The 19,037-nt window shown below is 65.6% G+C and carries 18 protein-coding genes and 1 other RNA gene; 14 read left to right on the top strand and 5 right to left on the bottom strand.

The genetic code is table 11. The annotated features are described in order from the left end of the window. The first annotated feature begins 34 nt into the window (after window positions 1–34). Complete coding sequence (locus AC0IZJ_RS02440; protein WP_471846289.1) at window positions 35–469, top strand: organic hydroperoxide resistance protein; 435 nt, start codon at window positions 35–37, stop codon at window positions 467–469. Here AC0IZJ_RS02440 and AC0IZJ_RS02435 read toward each other — a convergent pair whose 3' ends face one another. Next, window positions 470–1,387: an asparaginase gene (locus AC0IZJ_RS02435; RefSeq protein ID WP_471846287.1), complete on the bottom strand. Its 918-nt coding sequence runs from the start codon at window positions 1,385–1,387 to the stop codon at window positions 470–472. It abuts the gene before it with no gap. 85 nt (window positions 1,388–1,472) lie between these two features. Between AC0IZJ_RS02435 and lexA the strand changes: the two genes are divergently transcribed. Together lexA and AC0IZJ_RS02425 are read left to right on the top strand one after the other, a co-directional pair. Further along, window positions 1,473–2,141, top strand: coding sequence for a transcriptional repressor LexA (gene lexA, locus AC0IZJ_RS02430; protein ID WP_471846285.1), 669 nt, complete (start codon window positions 1,473–1,475; stop codon window positions 2,139–2,141). Window positions 2,142–2,211: 70 nt separating this feature from the next. Then, entirely contained in the window at window positions 2,212–3,192 is a 981-nt protein-coding gene (locus tag AC0IZJ_RS02425; RefSeq protein WP_471846283.1) for a DUF72 domain-containing protein, read from the top strand. A 235-nt stretch (window positions 3,193–3,427) separates the two neighbouring features. Here AC0IZJ_RS02425 and ssrA read toward each other — a convergent pair. From ssrA to ompA, 4 genes are all read right to left on the bottom strand, one after another. Next, window positions 3,428–3,800, bottom strand: a transfer-messenger RNA (tmRNA) gene (gene ssrA / locus AC0IZJ_RS02420). Window positions 3,801–3,813: 13 nt separating this feature from the next. After that, on the bottom strand, window positions 3,814–4,491 hold the full coding sequence (locus AC0IZJ_RS02415; protein WP_471846281.1) for an HAD-IA family hydrolase: 678 nt from the start codon (window positions 4,489–4,491) through the stop codon (window positions 3,814–3,816). Next, complete coding sequence (gene ubiG, locus AC0IZJ_RS02410; RefSeq protein WP_471846279.1) at window positions 4,488–5,192, bottom strand: bifunctional 2-polyprenyl-6-hydroxyphenol methylase/3-demethylubiquinol 3-O-methyltransferase UbiG; 705 nt, start codon at window positions 5,190–5,192, stop codon at window positions 4,488–4,490. The genes AC0IZJ_RS02415 and ubiG overlap by 4 nt, the downstream gene beginning before the upstream one ends. Window positions 5,193–5,264: 72 nt before the next feature. Then, window positions 5,265–5,927 carry an outer membrane protein OmpA gene (gene ompA / locus AC0IZJ_RS02405; RefSeq protein WP_471846277.1) on the bottom strand — a complete coding sequence of 221 codons (663 nt, stop codon included), beginning with the start codon at window positions 5,925–5,927 and terminating at the stop codon, window positions 5,265–5,267. Between the two features lie 267 nt (window positions 5,928–6,194). On the opposite strand from ompA, the gene gyrA reads away from it, so the two are divergent. From gyrA to AC0IZJ_RS02350, 11 genes are all read left to right on the top strand, one after another. Next, window positions 6,195–8,849, top strand: a complete 2,655-nt coding sequence (gyrA, locus tag AC0IZJ_RS02400; RefSeq protein WP_471846275.1) for a DNA gyrase subunit A — start codon at window positions 6,195–6,197, stop codon at window positions 8,847–8,849. A gap of 1 nt (window position 8,850) precedes the next feature. Then, complete coding sequence (locus AC0IZJ_RS02395; RefSeq protein WP_471846273.1) at window positions 8,851–9,435, top strand: DUF2059 domain-containing protein; 585 nt, start codon at window positions 8,851–8,853, stop codon at window positions 9,433–9,435. 21 nt (window positions 9,436–9,456) lie between these two features. After that, the gene (serC, locus tag AC0IZJ_RS02390; RefSeq protein WP_471846271.1) at window positions 9,457–10,548 is read left to right on the top strand and encodes a 3-phosphoserine/phosphohydroxythreonine transaminase; all 1,092 of its coding nucleotides are present in this window, start codon (window positions 9,457–9,459) and stop codon (window positions 10,546–10,548) included. Then, a complete protein-coding gene (gene pheA / locus AC0IZJ_RS02385; protein WP_471846269.1) occupies window positions 10,541–11,638 on the top strand; it encodes a prephenate dehydratase in 1,098 nt (365 codons plus the stop codon). Before serC ends, pheA begins: the two co-directional genes overlap by 8 nt. Beyond that, the gene (locus tag AC0IZJ_RS02380; RefSeq protein WP_471846267.1) at window positions 11,638–12,546 is read left to right on the top strand and encodes a prephenate dehydrogenase; all 909 of its coding nucleotides are present in this window, start codon (window positions 11,638–11,640) and stop codon (window positions 12,544–12,546) included. Before pheA ends, AC0IZJ_RS02380 begins: the two co-directional genes overlap by 1 nt. Then, on the top strand, window positions 12,546–14,546 hold the full coding sequence (locus tag AC0IZJ_RS02375) for a bifunctional 3-phosphoshikimate 1-carboxyvinyltransferase/cytidylate kinase (RefSeq protein ID WP_471846265.1): 2,001 nt from the start codon (window positions 12,546–12,548) through the stop codon (window positions 14,544–14,546). Before AC0IZJ_RS02380 ends, AC0IZJ_RS02375 begins: the two co-directional genes overlap by 1 nt. A gap of 171 nt (window positions 14,547–14,717) precedes the next feature. Further along, entirely contained in the window at window positions 14,718–16,433 is a 1,716-nt protein-coding gene (rpsA, locus tag AC0IZJ_RS02370) for a 30S ribosomal protein S1 (protein ID WP_471846263.1), read from the top strand. A 110-nt stretch (window positions 16,434–16,543) separates the two neighbouring features. Beyond that, complete coding sequence (locus AC0IZJ_RS02365; RefSeq protein WP_056202110.1) at window positions 16,544–16,843, top strand: integration host factor subunit beta; 300 nt, start codon at window positions 16,544–16,546, stop codon at window positions 16,841–16,843. Between the two features lie 26 nt (window positions 16,844–16,869). Beyond that, window positions 16,870–17,169: a LapA family protein gene (locus AC0IZJ_RS02360; protein ID WP_471846260.1), complete on the top strand. Its 300-nt coding sequence runs from the start codon at window positions 16,870–16,872 to the stop codon at window positions 17,167–17,169. Continuing rightward, window positions 17,159–18,301: a lipopolysaccharide assembly protein LapB gene (lapB, locus tag AC0IZJ_RS02355; RefSeq protein ID WP_471846257.1), complete on the top strand. Its 1,143-nt coding sequence runs from the start codon at window positions 17,159–17,161 to the stop codon at window positions 18,299–18,301. Before AC0IZJ_RS02360 ends, lapB begins: the two co-directional genes overlap by 11 nt. Beyond that, window positions 18,285–19,031: a glycosyltransferase gene (locus tag AC0IZJ_RS02350; RefSeq protein WP_471846254.1), complete on the top strand. Its 747-nt coding sequence runs from the start codon at window positions 18,285–18,287 to the stop codon at window positions 19,029–19,031. The genes lapB and AC0IZJ_RS02350 overlap by 17 nt, the downstream gene beginning before the upstream one ends. Window positions 19,032–19,037 lie beyond the last annotated feature (6 nt).

Below are 19,037 nucleotides of genomic sequence, written 5' to 3'. Positions count from 1 at the left end.
CACCTTTCCCACCACGACCCCCAAAGGAGCCCCCATGGCCATCGAAAAAGCCCTCTACACCGCCACCGCAACTGCCACTGGCGGCCGCGCCGGCACTGCCAAGTCTTCCGATGGCGCCATCGACGTGACGCTGTCCACGCCCAAGGAACTGGGCGGCGCCGGCGGCCCGGGCACCAACCCCGAGCAGTTGTTCGCGGCCGGCTACTCCGCCTGCTTCATCGGCGCGATGAAGGCCGTCGCCGGCAAGCAGAAGATCAGCCTGCCCGCCGAGGTGTCCATCACCAGCGATGTCGCCATCGGCCCGCACGCCAACAAGCCGGGCGCCTTCGGCATCCAGGTCGATATGAAGATCTCCGTGCCCGGCATGGAGCGCGCCGCACTGGAAGCGCTGGTGGCCACCGCCCACGAGGTATGCCCGTACTCCAACGCCACGCGCGGCAATGTGGACGTGACGCTGACGATCGTCTGATCAGCCCGCGAGCAGGACCAGGATCAGCTCGATCCTGGCCTTGACCGGACTCAGTGCACCGGCACTCGGCAGCAGGCCGGGCAGGTCCATCACCGGCCCGGCGTCGCAGCGCGTGCTGCGCAGCACGCGTACGCCGCGCACCTCGGCGTCACGCAGCGCATCCTCCAGGGTCATGCTCAGCGTGCCGTTGCCTGTCCCGGCTGCGACGATGCCGTCCACACCCGCCGTTAGCAGTGCCTGCACGACACGGCCATCGGCGCCGGCGTGGTTGAGCACGATGTCGACGCGTGGCCAGCTCTCCGCCGGCCTTGCGACACGATTCAGACCTAACGCCTCACCCACCGGCCAGCGGCCAACAAGCCGGACCGCGCCCTCCTCCACCCGGGCCACGAGCGCGCCGTCCACCGATTCGAAGGCATCGACGCGGTAGCTGTGCGTCTTGCGCACCTGTATCGCGTCATGCACGCGACCCGCCAGCACAACGACCACACCCATGGCGCCCCGGGTGGCCGCCACTTGCACAGCGTCGAAAAGATTCTGCGGCCCGTCGGGCGCCAGCGCCGTCGCCGGCCGCATCGCCGCCGTCAGCACCACGGGCTTGGTTGGCGCCAGCACGCGGTGCAGAAAGTAGGCTGTCTCCTCCAGCGTGTCCGTGCCGTGGCTGATAACGACGCCCGCCACCTCGGGCCGCGCCAACTGCGCCTGCACGGCATGCGCGAGGCGCTGCCAGGTCGCACAGTCCATGTCCTTGCTGTCCAACTGTGCGACCTGCTGCGCCTCCAATGGCCGCCCCACCAATGCCGGCACAGCAGCGAGCAAGTCCTCGACACGCAGCTGCGCGGCCGTGTAGCCCACGCCGTCGCTGGCGCTTGCAGCGGTGCCAGCAATCGTGCCGCCGGTGCCCAGAATGACGATCAATTTCGCTGGGGTTTGCAATTTGCTGGTTTCCTGGACAAAAATACAGGTGCTGGACAAATTTCCAGCCACCTTGAAAAGGCCGCCCGTGCAAGACCAACCCAAGCTTACCGCCCGCCAACAGCAGATCTTCGACCTGGTGCGCAACGCGATCGAAAGCACCGGCTCGCCCCCCACCCGCGCCGAGATCGCCGCCGAACTGGGTTTCAAATCCGCCAACGCCGCCGAGGAGCATCTGCAGGCCCTCGCGCGCAAGGGTGTTCTCGAACTGGTCGGCGGCACCTCGCGCGGCATCCGCCTCAAGTCCGACACGCTGAATGCCGTCAATCGCGCCCGCCAGTTCAGCCTGCCCATCCCGGCGTTCGCCCAACTCACGCTTCCCTTGATCGGCCGCGTTGCCGCCGGCGCTCCCATCCTGGCGCAGGAGCATGTCGAGCAGACTTACACCGTCGAGCCAACGCTGTTTGCGAAGAAGCCCGACTACCTGCTCAAGGTCAAGGGCATGAGCATGAAGGACATCGGCATCCTCGACGGCGATCTGCTCGCCGTGCAGTCCGCCAAGGAAGCCCGCAACGGCCAGATCGTCGTCGCCCGCGTTGGTGAGGAAGTCACCGTCAAACGCTTCAAGCGCGGGCCGGACGGCATCCAGCTGCTGCCTGAGAACGCTGATTTCGAGCCCATTCATGTGAACGACAGCGAGCACTTCAGCATCGAGGGCCTGGCCGTCGGCTTGATCAGAGGGCAAGGCTTCAACTGATCGATATTGAACGGCGCGCGATTCGCTTGGATCGACGCCGGTTTGGGCACGCGCCCTGCCCCGTTGCCGCATGGCCAAGGCACGCGCTCCCGGTGGTGACATTCGAATCGGCATCTCCGGCTGGCGATACGAACCCTGGCGCAGTGTGTTCTACCCGGAGGGCTTGGTCCAGCGACGCGAACTTGAGTTCGCATCGAGGATGGTGCCCACCATCGAGATCAACGGCTCCTTCTACTCGCTTCAGCACCCGGACTACTACGCGCAGTGGCGCGATGACACGCCCCCCGGCTTTGTGTTCTCCGTGAAGGCGCCGAAGTACATCACCCACATGCGGCGGCTGAAGGAAATCGAGACGCCACTGGCCAATTTTCTTGCGAACGGCCTGTTCGAATTGCGTGACAAGCTCGGCCCCATCCTCTGGCAGTTCCCGCCGATGCTGCCCTTCAAGCCGGATCGATTCGAAGCATTTTTCGCCATGCTGCCGCATGACACTGAAGCGGCGGCGCGTATCGCCAGAGGTCACGACTCGCGCGTTGAAGGCCGGGTGAGCCTGGACATCGACCGCAAACGCTCGATGCGCCATGCCGTCGAGATTCGCCATCCAAGCTTTGTCGACCCAGCTTTCATCGCGCTGCTGCGGCGTTACGAGGTCGCGCTGGTCGTCGCCGATACAGCCGGCAAATGGCCATTGCTTGAAGACCTGACCGCAGATTTCGTCTATGTGCGCTTGCACGGCGACAAGGAGCTCTACGCGAGCGGCTACAGCGGCGAGGCGCTGGACCGCTGGGCGACGCGCGTCAAGGCCTGGAGCAGCGGCCACCAGGTATACGACGCCCGCTTGGCCTCCACGGATCCCGGTCCCCATCATTCCCGCCGCGACATCTACTGCTATTTCGACAACGACGTCAAAGTTCATGCACCCTTTGACGCCGCGACGCTCACCCGCAAGCTGGGCCTCGACAGCCCGATCGGCGAGCGAGGAGCGTCGATGCCCGACTGGGCTATGCCGGGTCCCCGCGTACGAGCAAAGGGATTCGGTGCAAAGAAATAGCCCCCGCGCTCGCGCGCTCTCACCATCAATCGTGGTGGGGTCCATAGCCCGAATACCGGCTGGGTAACTCTGCGAGGAGTGTCACCCCGACGAGCCGGGCTATCCTGAAAGTTACCCGGTCAGATGCCGGAAGGTGGCGCACTTACCCGGACGCTGACGGACAAAGAAAAAGGCCTAAGTCGTTGATTGACTTAGGCCTTTTTTGGAATTCAGCGAACCTCGCTGAACTCTGTAATGGTGGAGCCGGGGGGAATTGAACCCCCGTCCGCAAGCCATCACCGGGCAGATCTACATGCTTAGCCGGCTGATTTGAATCTCACGGTCAACTCGCGCAGTGGCACGCTAGCTTTCCCGCCAGTCACTTAGTCTCACAACACACTGAGTGACCCAGCGCATTGCCAGCCGATGTGAGTGACTTCTCAGCCTAGCCCCTTGCGGGATTCAGCCCGGCCCATCGGCCTGCCGTTGAGAAGCTCATCCGCAATTAAGCGGCGAGTGCGAACGTAGAGTCGTTTGCAGTTACTTTGTTTCCAGTGGTTTTACGAGCGAACTGGTGCTCGGCATGCCCTACTCCGGATCCGCACCCACGTCGAAACCAAGTCGGCCCCAGAGCTCGCTAGTTTAGGCCAGTCCGAGCTGTTTCAAGAGCTCGCCTGGAGCGGCCAGCGCGATATCAGCGCCCCACTGACTGAAATCTGCCTGCGCGCCCAGGTATCCCCATGCCGCAACCGCCGTCGCCATGCTGGCCGCGCGACCAGCGATCACATCCCGCTCGTCGTCGCCCACGTAGAGACAGCCCTGGGGAGCAACGCCCAGACGGCGCGCCGCTTCCAGCAGCGGCGCCGGATGTGGCTTGGTATGGCCGGTGGTGTCACCGCCCACCAACACCCGCGCACCCAGACGCAGCGCCGCCGTCAACGGCAACGCGAAGCGCTCTGCCTTGTTGGTGACGATGCCCCAGACAAGACCCGCAGCCGACAACGCCGCGAGTTCGGCCTCGACGCCGGCAAACGCTCGCGTGTTGTCATACATCAGCGTCTCATAGCGGTCGAGGAATTCGCGCTTCAGCTCGTCGTAAAACTGCTGCCCGGGCGCAACGGCGAATGCCTGTCCCAGCATGCCGCGGGCCCCCGAGCCGCCGTGCGGCCGATATTGCCCAAGCGGCAGCGGCAACAGGCCACGTTCGGCGCGCATCGCGTTCGCCGCGCGGGCCAAGTCCTCGGCGCTATCGATCAACGTGCCGTCAAGATCGAACAGGACGGCCCGCAGATGCACCCAGCGCGGGGCGAGGCGACTCACAACGGACGCCGGCAGGCGAGCAAATAGTTGACGTCGGTGTCGCTACCCAGGCTGTAGCGCTGCGTCAGCGGGTTGTAGCTCAGGCCGCGGCTGGTTTGCAGCTCCAGGCCAGCGTCGCGGCAGAACTGCGCCAGTTCGGAAGGCTTCAGGAAGCGCGCGTATTCATGCGTGCCCTTGGGCAGCATGTTCAGCACGTACTCCGCGCCGACGATGGCAAGAACGAAGGACTTGGCGTTGCGATTCAGCGTCGACAAAAACACCCAGCCGCCGGGCTTGACCAAAGTGGCCAGAGCGCGCACGACGGAGGCGGGATCGGGCACGTGCTCCAGCATCTCCATGCAGGTGACGGCGTCGAAGCTCGCCGGCTGCTCGGCCGCAAGCGCCTCGACCGCAATCTCACGGTACTCGACGCCTTCCGTGCCTGCCTCCATGGCATGCAGTTCGGCAACTCTCAATGGTTTGGTCGACAGGTCAATGCCCAGCACCTGAGCACCGGCGCGGGCCATGGAGTCGCTCAGGATGCCGCCACCGCAGCCCACGTCGACGACGCGCTTGCCCGCCAGCGGGCAGAGTTGCTGAATCCAGCCCAACCGCAGCGGGTTGATCTGATGAAGAGGCTTGAAGTCACTTTCTGGGTCCCACCAGCGGTGGGCGAGTTCGCCAAACTTGGCAAGCTCTTGCGGATCGGCATTGATCGTCATGGTCTGCTGAAATAAAAAAGCCCCGCGGCGAGCCGGCGGGGCTTTGAGCTAACCGCCCGAAGGCGATGGAGCTTACTTGTTGCGCGTACCGACGACTTCGATTTCCGTGCGACGGTTCTTGGCACGGCCTTCGGTGGTCTTGTTGTCGGCCACGGGCTGCTTTTCGCCCTTGCCTTCGGTGTAGACGCGGTTCGGCTCGACACCCTTGCCCACCAGGTAGGCCTTGACGGCTTCCGAGCGGCGGATCGACAGCTTCTGGTTGTACTCGTCGCTGCCGACCGAGTCGGTGTGGCCCACGGCAATGATGACTTCCAGGTTGATGCCCTTGGTCTTGCTGACCAGGTCATCCAGCTTGGCGGTGGCTTCGGGCTTCAGCGTCGACTTGTCGAAGTCGAAGAAGGCATCAGCAGCGAAAGTAACCTTCTCGCTGACCGGAGCCGGAGGCGGCGGGGGGACCGGCTTCGGCGGGACAGGAGGGGCGACCGGCGGCTGAGCAGGAGGCGCGGGGGGCGCTACCGGCTTTTCTGCAGGCTTGATTTCGCCATCGCAACCCTTGGCAGCCGTGGCCGGCGTCCAGAAGTTGTTGCGCCAGCAATATTCGTTGGTGCCGTTCTTCCAAACAGTGCCGTCCGTAGCGCGCCAGTTGTCAATAGTCTGGGCCGTAGTGGCCGACGATGCCGCAGCGACGACCGCAGCCACCGCAAACAGCGACGCCACGCGATTCAGTTTCTTCATGATTCTCCTCTCAAGGAATGCCGCAGTTGCCCTGCGAGAGTCAGTACTCAAACCGCAGGAGAGTCTTTAGGGTTTCTCCTAGGGACTCAACGATTGTGCCATGTGGGCACTGGGTCGACCGCATTGTGGCGGCCTACGTTCGTGGGCGCGGCGACGCTGTTGCGCTCCTGCTACAGGGTAGCGGGCCGCATAGAATTAGCACCTTTCGCCACCCCTGATGTTGCCCCGCCGTGAGGCCAGGCCGCGCACGCTGAAGATCGAGCCCGCATGACCCAGTTCGCCAAGGAAACCCTGCCGATCAGCCTTGAGGAGGAGATGCGCCGCTCCTACCTCGATTACGCGATGAGCGTGATCGTCGGCCGCGCCCTGCCCGATGCCCGCGACGGCCTCAAGCCGGTGCACCGTCGCGTGCTGTACGCGATGAACGAAATGGGCAACACCTACAACGCCAAGTACCGCAAGAGCGCGCAGGCAGTGGGTGAAACGATGGGTAAATACCATCCGCACGGCGACTCGGCGATTTACGACACCATCGTCCGCATGGCCCAGCCATTCAGCTTGCGCCACATGCTGATCGACGGGCAGGGGAACTTCGGCTCCATCGACGGCGATAACGCCGCTGCGATGCGATACACCGAAATCCGGCTCGACAAAATCGCGCACGAAATGCTGGCGGACATCGACAAGGAAACTGTCGATTTCGGGCCGAATTACGACGGCAGCCATAAGGAACCGCTGGTCCTGCCGACCCGTTTGCCTAATCTGTTGGTGAATGGCTCGTCGGGTATTGCAGTGGGTATGGCAACGAATATCCCGCCGCACAACCTCAACGAAGTCATCGACGCCTGCCTGTTCGCGCTGAAGAACCCGGAGTGCACGGTCGACGAGCTGATGGAGATCATCCCGGCGCCGGATTTCCCGACCGCCGGCATCATCTACGGCCTGGCTGGCGTGCGCGACGGCTACCGGACCGGCCGGGGCCGCGTGGTGATGCGCGCGAAGGTTCACTTCGAAGACATCGACAAGGGCGCGCGCCAGTCCATCATCGTTGACGAGATCCCCTACCAGGTCAACAAGAAGACATTGCTCGAGCGCATCGCCGAATTGGTGCACGAGAAGAAGATCGAGGGCATCAGCCACATCCAGGACGAGTCCGACAAGTCGGGCATGCGCGTCGTCATCGAGCTCAAACGCGGTGAAGTGCCCGAAGTGGTGCTGAACAACCTCTACAAGCAGACGCAGCTGCAGGACAGCTTCGGCATGAACATGGTGGCCCTCATCGATGGCCAGCCCAAGCTTTGCAATCTGCGCGACATGGTCATCGTGTTCCTGGAACACCGCCGTGAGGTGGTGACCCGGCGCACCATCTTCGAGCTGCGCAAGGCGCGCGAGCGCGGCCATGTGCTGGAAGGCCTGGCTGTGGCGCTGGCCAACATCGATGAGTTCATCGAGACCATCAAGACCTCGCCGACGCCGCCGGTCGCCAAGGCCGCGCTGATGGCCAAGAGCTGGGATTCGTCGCTGGTGCGCGAGATGCTGTCCCGCGCCGAAGGCCAGACGCCTGGCGGCCGCTCGGCCTTCCGCCCCGATGGCCTTGAGCCCGAATACGGCATGCAGGCCGACGGCCTGTATCGCCTGTCGGAATCGCAAGCTGGCGAGATCCTGCAGATGCGCCTGCAGCGCCTGACCGGCCTGGAGCAGGACAAGATCGTCGGCGAGTACAAAGACGTGATGTCTGAAATCGCCGACCTGCTGGACATCCTCGCCACGCCGGCTCGCGTCACGACCATCATCAGCGACGAGCTGGTGCAGCTGAAGACCGAGTTCGGCCAGACCAAGCTGGGCGCGCGCCGCAGCGTCATCGAGCACAACGCGCAGGAGCTGGGCACCGAGGACCTGATCACGCCGACCGACATGGTCGTCACGCTCTCGCACACCGGCTACATCAAGAGCCAGGCGCTGAGCGAATACCGCGCGCAAAAGCGCGGCGGCCGGGGCAAGCAGGCCACGCAGACCAAGGACGACGACTGGGTCGACCAGCTCTTCATCGCCAACACGCATGACTGGCTGCTGTGCTTCTCCGACCGCGGCCGCGTCTACTGGCTCAAGGTCTGGGAGGTGCCGCAGGGCTCACGCAACTCGCGCGGCAAGCCCATCGTCAACATGTTCCCGCTGCAGGCCGGCGAGAAGATCACCGTGGTGCTGGCGCTGACCGGCGAGTTCCGTACATTCCCGGAAGATCACTTCATCTTCATGGCCACGGCCATGGGCACGGTCAAGAAGACCTCGCTGAAGGACTTCGCCAACCCGCGCAAGGCCGGCATCATTTCTGTCGACCTGGACGAAGGCGACCACCTGATCGGCGCAGCGCTGACCGACGGACGCCACGACGTGATGCTGTTCAGCGACGGCGGCAAGGCCGTGCGCTTTGACGAGGACGACGTCCGCCCCATGGGTCGCACCGCCCGCGGCGTGCGCGGCATGATGCTCGAGCCCGACCAGCGCCTCATCGCCATGCTGGTGGCCGAGGACGAATCGCAGAGTGTGCTGACCGCCACCGAGAACGGCTACGGCAAGCGCACCAGCATCCTCGAGTACACCCGCCACGGCCGTGGCACCAAGGGCATGATTGCCATCCAGCAGAGCGAGCGCAACGGCCGCGTTGTCGCCGCGACGCTGGTGCGCCCTGCGGACGAGATCATGCTGATCACCGACAAGGGCGTGCTGGTGCGCACCCGTGTCAGTGAAATCCGCGAACTGGGCCGCGCGACGCAAGGCGTCACGCTGATCGCGCTGGACGACGGCAGCAAGCTGTCGGGCCTGCAGCGCATCGTCGAAAACGATGCCAATGAAGCCGATGCCGCCGCCGAACCCGGCGAGGCCGACCCGACCAACGACACCCCTGAAGCTCCCAAGGACTGACATGATTTCACGCAAGCTGGGCCTGGCCCTCGCTCTGGCCCTCGCCGCCGGCACCGCCCTGGCGCAACCGTCGCCGGCCAAGAAGGCGCTGATCGACAAGATCGTCGCGTTGCAGCAGCAGGGCCTGGCCGATGGCCTGGCCGCCAACATCATCCAGGGCCCGCTGTCCCAGCTGACGCAAGCCGGCCGCGGCGCGCTGCAGCAGTTGCCGGCGGAAAAGCGCGAAGCCACGGCCAAGGCCATGGACGCCGACCTGAAGAAGTTCGTTGAAGACAACCTGCCTTACCTGAAGGACAAGATCTCCAAGGCCGTGCCCACCACGGCTTCGGCGCTGCTGGACGAACGCTTCAACGAGGACGAACTGAAGCAGGTCCTCGCCTGGGCAGAATCGCCGCTCAGCCAGAAGTACGGCCTCGCCAGCGTCGAGCTGCAAAAGGCGGTTGCGCAGAAGGTCATGGCCGAAGCCGGCCCGACGCTGGACGGCCGCTTCAAGACCTTGCAGACCAGCCTCGCCAAGCAGCTTGGCATCCAGCAGCCGCCCGCCTCGGCACCGAAGCCGGCGGCGTCCGCAGCACCTAAGAAGTAAGACCGCAGCAGCCCTCCGTCGATGACCTCATCCCGCCCGTTCAATTTCGCCCCCGGCCCCGCCACACTGCCCGAACCCGTGCTGCGCCAGGTGGCTGCCGAGATGCTGGACTGGCACGGCAGCGGCATGAGCGTCATGGAGATGAGCCATCGCGGCCCGGAGTTCGGCGCCATCCTCGAAGGCGCCGAATCCGACCTGCGCGAGTTGCTCTCGGTACCGAGCAACTTCCGCATCCTGTTCATGCAGGGCGGCGGTCTCGGCGAAAACGCCATCGTGCCGCTCAATCTGAGCCGCGGCGGGAAGGTCGACGTCGTCATCACCGGCTCCTGGTCGCGCAAGAGCGCGGCCGAGGCGCGTCGCTACGCCGACGTGCAGATCGCGGCAGACATTGGCAAGGGCTACGCGATTCCGGACGATTGGTCCTTGCGCGATGACGCGGCCTACCTTCACCTCTGCACCAACGAGACCATCGACGGCGTCGAGTTCCACGAGCTGCCGCGCCTGAAAAACGGCGTGCCGCTGGTTGTCGACGTCTCGTCGCACCTGCTGTCCCGCCCCATTGACTGGAGCCGCGTCGGCTTGGCCTTCGGCGGCGCACAAAAGAACGTCGGCCCGGCCGGCATGACGTTGGTCTTCGTACGCGAGGACCTGCTCGGCCATGCGCTGGACATCTGCCCCTCGGCCTTCAACTACGAGACCGTAGCCGCCAACCAGTCCATGTACAACACGCCGCCGACGTTCGCAATCTACGTCGCCGGCCTGGTATTCCAGTGGGTCAAGGGATTCGAATACGCCGGCCAGCGCGGCCTCGCGGCTGTCGAGCAACGCAACATCGACAAGGCGGCCCTGCTCTACGGCGCACTGGACGCCTCCGGCCTTTACGAGAGCCGTGTCGATCCCAGCTGCCGCTCGCGCATGAACGTGCCCTTCCTGCTGCGTGACGAAAAACTCAACGAGAGCTTCCTCACGCAGGCGAAGGCCGCCGGCCTGCTGGCGCTCAAGGGCCACAAGTCGGTCGGCGGCATGCGCGCCTCCATCTACAACGCGATGCCGCTGGACGGCGTGCAGGCGCTGGTGTCGTTCCTGAAGGATTTCGAGGCTCGAAATGGCTGAGCCCGTCGCCTCCCAGGCGCTGCTGGCGCTGCGCGACCAGATCGACGGCCTGGACAAGCAGTTGCTGGCGCTGCTGAACGAGCGCGCCCACGTCGCCGAGCAGGTCGGCGAGATCAAGCGGGCCGAGGGCACGCCCTTCTTTCGCCCGGACCGCGTGGCCCAGGTCATCGACAAGATCCGCGCCGCCAACCCCGGCCCGCTGAAGGGCGAGCATGTGGCGGCCATCTGGCGCGAGATCATGTCCGCCTGCCTGGCACTGGAATCACCCCAGCGCGTTGCCGTGCTGGGCCCCATGGGCACTTTCTGCGAGCAGGCCGCGCTGGAATATTTCGGCGGCGCAGCGGACATGACCTACTGCGCCAACTTCGACGAGGTCTTCCATGCGACGGCCAGCGGCGGCGCGCAGTTCGGTGTCGTCGGCGTGGAGAACATGACGGAGGGCGTCGTCACCCGCTCGCTGGATCTCTTCTTGCATACCCCTTGCCATGTCGTCGGCGAGGTGTCTCTGCTGATCCGCCACAACCTGATGCGCAAGGAGCCGTCCATGCACGGCATCGAGGCCGTACTGGCGCATCCGCAGGCGCTGGCCCAGTGCCAGAACTGGCTGAACAAGCACCTGCCCGACGCCGAGCGCCGCGCGGTGTCGAGCAACGCCGAAGGTGCCCGCCTGGCCGCCACCAACCCGGCCTGGGCCGCCCTGGGTGCCGAGCGCGCGTCCACGCTGTTCGGCGTGCACATCGTCGCGCACGCCATCCAGGACGAGGCTTACAACCGCACCCGCTTCGCCGTCATCTGCCTGCCGCAGACCATGGCCACGCCGCCAGCCACGGGGCGCGACTGCACCAGCCTGGTCGTCTCGGTGGCCAACCGGCCGGGTGCGATGCACGACCTGCTCGTGCCACTGAAGAAGCATGGCGTGTCAATGACCCGCCTGGAATCCCGCCCGGCCCGCACTGGCCAGTGGGACTACTACTTCTACATCGACCTCGACGGCCATCCCACCCAGTCCCATGTGGCCGATGCGCTTGCCGAGCTTCGCGAGATCTGCGCCTTCTTCAAGGTGCTCGGCGCCTACCCGGTAAAAAATTGATGTTCCAGCAGCTCGGCGTGATCGGATGCGGCCTGATGGGCGGCAGCTTTGCGCTGGCGATGAAGAAGGCCGGCCTGGTCAAGCGCGTCGTCGGCTACAGCAAGTCGCCATCGACAACCAAGCTGGCCAAGAAGCTCGGCGTTATCGATGTGGCCGCCGAATCGGCGCTGCTGGCCGTGTCCGGCTCCGACATTGTGCTGATCGCCGTGCCCGTGTCGGCCACCGAGAGCACGCTCAAGGCCATTCGCCACCTGGTGAACCCCGGTGTGTTGTTCATGGACGTCGGCTCCACCAAGTGCGATGTCATCGAGGCGGCCCGACGTGCCCTGGGCGAGCGTGCGGCCAGCTTTGTGCCCTGCCATCCCATCGCCGGCAAGGAGTCGGGTGGCGTGCAGCACGCCGAGGCCACGCTCTACGAAGGCCGCCAGGTCATCCTGACGCCGCAGCCCTTCACCAATCCGATGCTGGTGCAGCGCGCCACCGACGTCTGGTCGGCACTGGGCAGCACGGTGCTGAAAATGCGGCCGCACAACCACGATGCCGCCTTCGCCGCCGTCAGCCATTTGCCGCATCTGCTGGCTTTTGCCTATTTCCAGGCCATCGCGGAGCAGCCCGCCGCGCGCGACTATCTCAGCCTGGCGGGCCCGGGCTTTCGCGACTTCACCCGCATCGCGGCGGGTGAGCCCGGCGTCTGGCGCGACATCCTGCTGGCCAACAAGCACGAAGTTCTGGCGCAGTCCAAGCGCTTTCGCACCATGCTCGATCAGCTCGAAGCCCTGATCGAAGCCGGCGATGCCATCGCCCTCGAAGCCGCGCTGCGGCCCATCGCCGAAGGCCGTGCGGCCTGGGGCAACCCTGCGCCTGCGCCCACCCCTGCCCTTCCTCCCGGCCGCCCTGCGGCTAAGTGATGTTCAAGATCCCCTTCCTCGACCTGCCGCCACTGCGCGGCGCCGCAGGCACCGTGCGCCTGCCCGGCTCCAAGAGCATCTCCAACCGCGTGCTGCTGCTGGCCGCGCTGAGCGAAGGCCGCACCGTCGTGCGCGACCTGCTCGCCTCCGACGACACGGCCGTCATGCTGGACGCGTTGCGGGCGCTGGGCTGCGGCGTGGTGCGGGATGGCGACGCGGTCAGCATCAACGGCCTGGGCGGCCAGTTGCTGGCCAAGCAGGCCCAGCTCTTCCTCGGCAATGCCGGCACGGCGATGCGCCCGCTGACCGCCGCACTGGCGCTGCTGGCCGCGACGCAAGGCGGCAGCTTCGAAGTCTCGGGCGTGGCGCGCATGCACGAGCGGCCTATTGGCGACTTGGTCGACGCGCTGCGCGGCCTGGGCTGCGAGATCGACGACCTCGGCAATGCTGGTTATCCGCCGCTGCGGCTGCGCGGCCCGTCGCCGCTCGCGCTGGACGCGCCGGTGCGCGTGCGTGGTGACGTGTCCAGCCAGTTCCTCACTGCCCTGCTGCTCGCACTGCCGCTGGTGGCCGAGCACGACATCCGCATCGAGGTCATCGGCGAGCTGATCTCCAAGCCCTACATCGAGATCACGCTGGCGCTGCTGGCGCGCTTCGGCATTCAAGTCCGGCGCGAGGGCTGGGAGGCGTTCGTGATTCCGGCCGGCAGCCGCTACCGCTCGCCGGGTGAGGTGTTCGTCGAGGGCGATGCGTCCTCCGCGTCCTACTTCGTCGGCCTGGGTGCCATTGCCGCGACCGATGCGCCCATGCGCATCGAAGGCGTCGGCAGCGAATCCCTGCAAGGCGATGTGCGCTTCATCGAAGCCGCCGCCGCCATGGGTGCGGACGTGAAGACCGGCCCGAACTGGCTGGAGGTCCGCCGCGGGGCCTGGCCGCTCAAGGGCATCACGCTCGACTGCAACCACATCCCCGACGCCGCGATGACGCTGACCGTCATGGCGCTCTACGCCGACGGCCCGACGACGCTGACCAATATCGCCAGCTGGCGCGTCAAGGAGACCGACCGCATCGCTGCGATGGCGGCCGAACTGCGCAAGCTCGGCGCAACGGTCGAGGAAGGACCGGACTGGATACGCGTGCAGCCGCTGCGGGACTGGAAGGCGGCCGCCATCCACACCTACGACGACCATCGCGTCGCCATGTGCTTCTCGCTGGCCGCCTTCAACGGCCTGGTGACCGACGCCGCCGTGCCGGTGCGCATCCTTGAACCGCACTGCGTCGCCAAGACCTTCCCCGATTACTTCGAGACGCTGTTCGGCGTCGTGACGGCCGATGCGGCCGACATCCCCGTCGTCACCATCGACGGCCCGACTGCCTCTGGCAAGGGCACATTGGCCGACGAGGTGGGCAAGGCGCTCGGTTTTGCCGTGCTCGACTCCGGCGCCCTCTACCGCGTCACCGGCCTGGCCGCGCGCCGTGCCGGCCTGAACCTGGACGACGGCGCCGCAGTGGCGGCCATCGTGCCGACGCTGCAACTTCGCTTCACTGAAGGCCAGGTCTTCCTCGGCCAGGAGGACGTCAGCGCCCGCCTGCGCGCCGAGGCAACCGGCCTGCTGGCATCCCAGGTGGCCGTGCACCCTGCCGTCAGGCAGGCGCTGCACGATCTGCAACTGAGCTTTCGTCGCCTCCCCGGTCTCGTCGCAGACGGGCGTGACATGGGCACGGCGATCTTCCCCGACGCCGACCTCAAGGTCTTCCTGACCGCCAGCGCCGCGACCCGCGCCGAGCGCAGGTATAAGCAATTGATTTCCAAGGGGATTTCCGCTAATATCAGAGGCCTGCGCGAGGATTTGGAGGCGCGGGACGAACGGGACAAGAACCGCTCGGCCTCGCCACTGGAACCCGCACAGGACGCGCAGTTGCTCGACAACTCGGCGCTGACCATCGAAGCCTCGGTGGATCAGATGCTGGTTTGGTGGCAGCAGCGCCGCCCCTTCTGACGCGCCTCGTTACGCACGCGGCGCCCAAAAGGGTCCAGGCTTGAGAAGCCATGGCCCGTGGCCCTTCCCTCCGAACGTCAGTTCACTGAGGGCCGCGATGTCAACAACTTAACCCGCAGCTTGTCTGCACGCCGCGTCCGGGGCTCCCCGGCGCATCAGGATCCCATCAACATGTCCCAAACCCAAACCGCCCAAGATTCCGGCATGGAATCCTTCGCCGCCATGTTCGAGGAGTCGCTGCAGCGCTCCGACATGCGCGCCGGCGAAGTGATCTCGGCTGAAGTCGTTCGTGTCGAACACAACTTCGTCGTCGTCAACGCAGGCCTCAAGTCCGAAGCCTACGTGCCCATCGAAGAGTTCAAGAACGACCAGGGCGAACTGGAAGTCCAGGTCGGCGACTTCGTCTCCGTTGCCATCGACGCCATCGAAAACGGCTACGGCGACACCATCCTGTCGCGCGACAAGGCCAAGCGCCTGGCCTCGTGGCTGAGCCTGGAAACGGCCCTGGAGTCCGGCGACTTCGTGACCGGCACCGTCTCCGGCAAGGTCAAGGGCGGCCTGACCGTCCTGGTCAACGGCATCCGCGCCTTCCTGCCCGGCTCGCTGCTCGATACGCGCCCGGTGAAGGACATGAGCCCCTACGAGGGCAAGACCATGGAGTTCAAGGTCATCAAGCTCGACCGCAAGCGCAACAACGTTGTGCTGTCGCGCCGTGCCGTGGTCGAAGCCTCCATGGGTGAAGAGCGCGCCAAGCTGCTCGAGACGCTGTCCGAAGGCGCCATCGTCAACGGCGTGGTCAAGAACATCACCGAATACGGTGCGTTCGTTGACCTCGGCGGCATCGACGGCCTGCTGCACATCACCGACATGGCATGGCGCCGTGTCCGCCACCCGAGCGAAGTCGTTCAGGTCGGCCAGGAACTGACCGCCAAGGTCCTGAAGTTCGACGCTGAAAAGAACCGCGTCTCGCTGGGCATCAAGCAGCTGGGCGACGACCCGTGGTTCGGCGTTGCTCGCCGCTACCCGACCGGCACGCGCCTGTTCGGCAAGGTCACGAACATCGCCGACTACGGCGCGTTCGTCGAGATCGAGCCGGGCATCGAAGGCCTGGTGCACGTGTCCGAGATGGACTGGACCAACAAGAACATCGCCCCCAGCAAGCTGGTCACGCTGGGCGACGAAGTCGAAGTCATGGTTCTGGAAATCGACGAAGACAAGCGCCGCATCAGCCTGGGCATGAAGCAGTGCAAGGCCAACCCGTGGGAAGAGTTCGCCGAGAACGTCAAGCGCGGCGACAAGGTCAAGGGCCCGGTCAAGTCGATCACCGACTTCGGCGTGTTCGTGGGCCTGGCGCAAGGCATCGACGGCCTGGTGCACCTGTCCGACCTGTCTTGGGACGAGACCGGCGAAACCGCCGTTCGCAACTTCAAGAAGGGCCAGGAAGTCGAAGCCGTCGTGCTGGCTGTGGACGTCGAGCGCGAGCGCATCTCGCTGGGCATCAAGCAACTGGACAGCGACCCGTTCACCGCCTACACCACGATCAATGACCGTGGCGCTTCGGTGACCGGCAAGGTCATCACGGTCGACCCGCGTGGCGCCGAGATCGAGCTGGCTGAAGGCGTGATGGCCTATCTGCGTGCTTCGGAAATCTCCCGCGACCGCGTGGAAGATGCCCGCAACGTGGTCAAGGAAGGCGACGAAGTCACTGCCGTCATCGTCAACATCGACCGCAAGACCCGCAATATCCAGCTGTCCATCAAGGCCAAGGACAACGCCGACAACCAGGAAGCCATGACGCGCCTGAGCCAGTCGAGCGAGCGTGAAAACGCCGGCACCACCAGCCTGGGCGCCCTGCTGCGCGCCAAGCTGGACAACCAGGGCAACTAAGCTCTGTTTGACGTTCCCGGCCTCTGTGGAGGCCGGGTATGCTCCCCACAGGCTCGCCGGCCTCGCCAGCGGGCCTGTTTCAATTTCAAGACTGACAAAGCCGCTTCGCCATGACCCGCTCCGACCTCGTTGCCGTGCTCGCCGAAAGATTTGGTCAGTTGACCCAGCGTGACACCGAGTTCGCCGTCAAGACCATCCTCGACGCGATGAGCGACGCCCTCGCGCGCGGCCACCGCATCGAGATCCGCGGCTTCGGCAGCTTCTCCATCAGCCGCCGCCCGCCCCGCGTGGGCCGCAACCCGCGCAGCGGCGAGCAGGTCATGATCCCAGAGAAGCTCGCGCCGCATTTCAAGCCGGGCAAGGCGCTGCGCGAGGCGGTCGACAAGCACCTTCCCGTCACCGACGCCTGAGCTGCCCTGAGTCAGAATCACGGGCCATGCGCACCCTCGTCTGGCTCCTGCGGGCCCTGCTCTTCTTCACACTGTTCGCCTTCGCGCTGAACAACAGTCACGACGCCGTCGTGCGCTGGTTCTTCGGCCACGAATGGCGCGCGCCTCAGGTCATCATCGTGCTCATCGCCTTTGGTCTGGGTGCGGCTTTTGGCGTGCTGGCCATGGTGCCGGCTTGGTGGCGGCACCGCCGCGCGGCGCAGCGCATAGAGCCACAGCCCACCGCGCCCACCCCGACGCCCGACGCGCCTGCAACTCCTTTCGCCGCCCACCAAGATGGAGTTTGATCCGCGCTGGCTGCTCTTTGTCCTGCCCGTCGTCTTCGTCCTCGGCTGGCTGGCCTCCAAGCTCGACTCGAGGCAATGGAAGCTTGAAGAGAAGGAGTCGCCCAAGGCCTATTTCAAGGGACTGAACCTCCTCCTGAACGAGCAGCAGGACAAGGCCATCGACGCCTTCATCGAGGCCGTCCAGAACGACCCCGACACCTCCGAGCTGCACTTCGCTCTCGGCAGCCTGTTCCGCCGTCGCGGCGAGACCGAGCGCGCGGTGCGCGTGCACGAGCACCTGCTGCGGCGCGGCGACCTGGCGCAAACCGACCGCGACCGCGCCCAGCATGAACTGGCCCAGGACTTCTTCAAGGCCGGCCTGTTCGACCGCGCCGAAGCGGCCTATGCCGAATTGCGCAACACGGCCTTCGAGCGCGAGGCCCGCATGGCCCTGCTGTCTCTGTACGAGCGCTCGCGCGACTGGTCCAAGGCGGCCGAGGTTGCCGCCGAACTGGAGGCCGCCGGCACCGGCTCTTTCTCCGGCCGTATCGCGCACTATCTTTGCGAGCAGGCACTCGTCGCCCAGTCCCAGGGCCATGGCGATCTCGCCCTGGAACTGCTTGGCCAAGCCCAGCGCCGCGAGCCCGAGGGGGCCCGGGCCTATGTGCTGCAAGGCCAGTTGCTGCTCAAGGCCGGGCAGGCGGAAGGCGCGATGGCCGCGTTCACCAAGCTGCTGTCGGCCAACCCGCCCGCCTTCAACCTCGTCGCTGCCGATTGCGCCGCTGCCGCCCAGTCTCTGGGCCAGCCCGAGCGCGCCATCGCGCTGCTGACTGAGCAATACCAGCGCGCGCCCAGCATGCATCTGCTGCGCGCGCTCGGCATGCTGCAACCCGCCCCACAGCGCCAACGCCTGGCCACGCATCTGCGCGAGCAACCAGCACTGTCGGCTGCCACGGAGCTGCTCAAGCTAAACGCCTCCGCGCTGCCAGCCGATGAAGGCGCGCCCATGGTGCAGGCGCTGGAAAGGGCCGTCAAACCGCTGCTGCGCTACCGCTGCGCCGCCTGCGGCTTCGAGGCCGCCCACTATTTCTGGCAGTGCCCCGGCTGCCTGGGCTGGGACACCTACCCCCCGCGTCATGTCGAAGAACTCTAAGCGCACCATCGTCTGCATGAAATGGGGGACCAAGTACGGCCCCGAGTACGTCAACCGCCTGTATGCGATGGTGCGCCGCCATCTGAAGGGCGACTTCGCATTCGTCTGCCTGACCGACCGCAGCGAAGGCATCCGTGCCGAGGTGCGATGCCTGCCCATCCCCGAGCTGACGCTGCCTAACGGCGAACCCGAGCGGGGCTGGAAGAAGCTCACGACCTTCAGCCCCGTGCTCGTCAACGAGTATGGCCTCAGCGGCACCGCCCTCTTCCTCGATCTGGACGTCGTCATCGTCGACGACATCACGCCCTTCTTCGAGGTGCCCGGCGAGTTCCTCGTCATCCACGACTGGAAGCGCCCCTGGCGCATCACCGGCAACTCTTCGGTCTACCGCTGGGAACTCGGCGCCCACCTGGACGTGCTGACCGAGTTCGTCGCCGACCAGGCAAAGGCCAAGGCAGACTACCGCAACGAGCAGGCCTTCCTATCCGCTGTATTGCACCGTCAGGGCAAGCTCAAGTACTGGGATGACGCCTGGTGCGCCAGCTACAAGTACCACTGCATACCCGCCTGGCCGACGAGTTACTGGCGTGACCCGTTCATCCCGAACGGCGCGCGAATCCTGATCTTCCACGGCGTCATGAACCCGCCCGACGCGCTGGCCGGCCGCAGCAACGGCAACTGGCGTCACGCAAGGCCGGCGCGCTGGATTGCGGATCATTGGCGAGAGTGACTCGCG

The sequence above is a fragment of the Roseateles sp. AC306 genome, from assembly GCF_979253795.1.
This window is presented reverse-complemented; position numbering and strand designations above follow the sequence as displayed.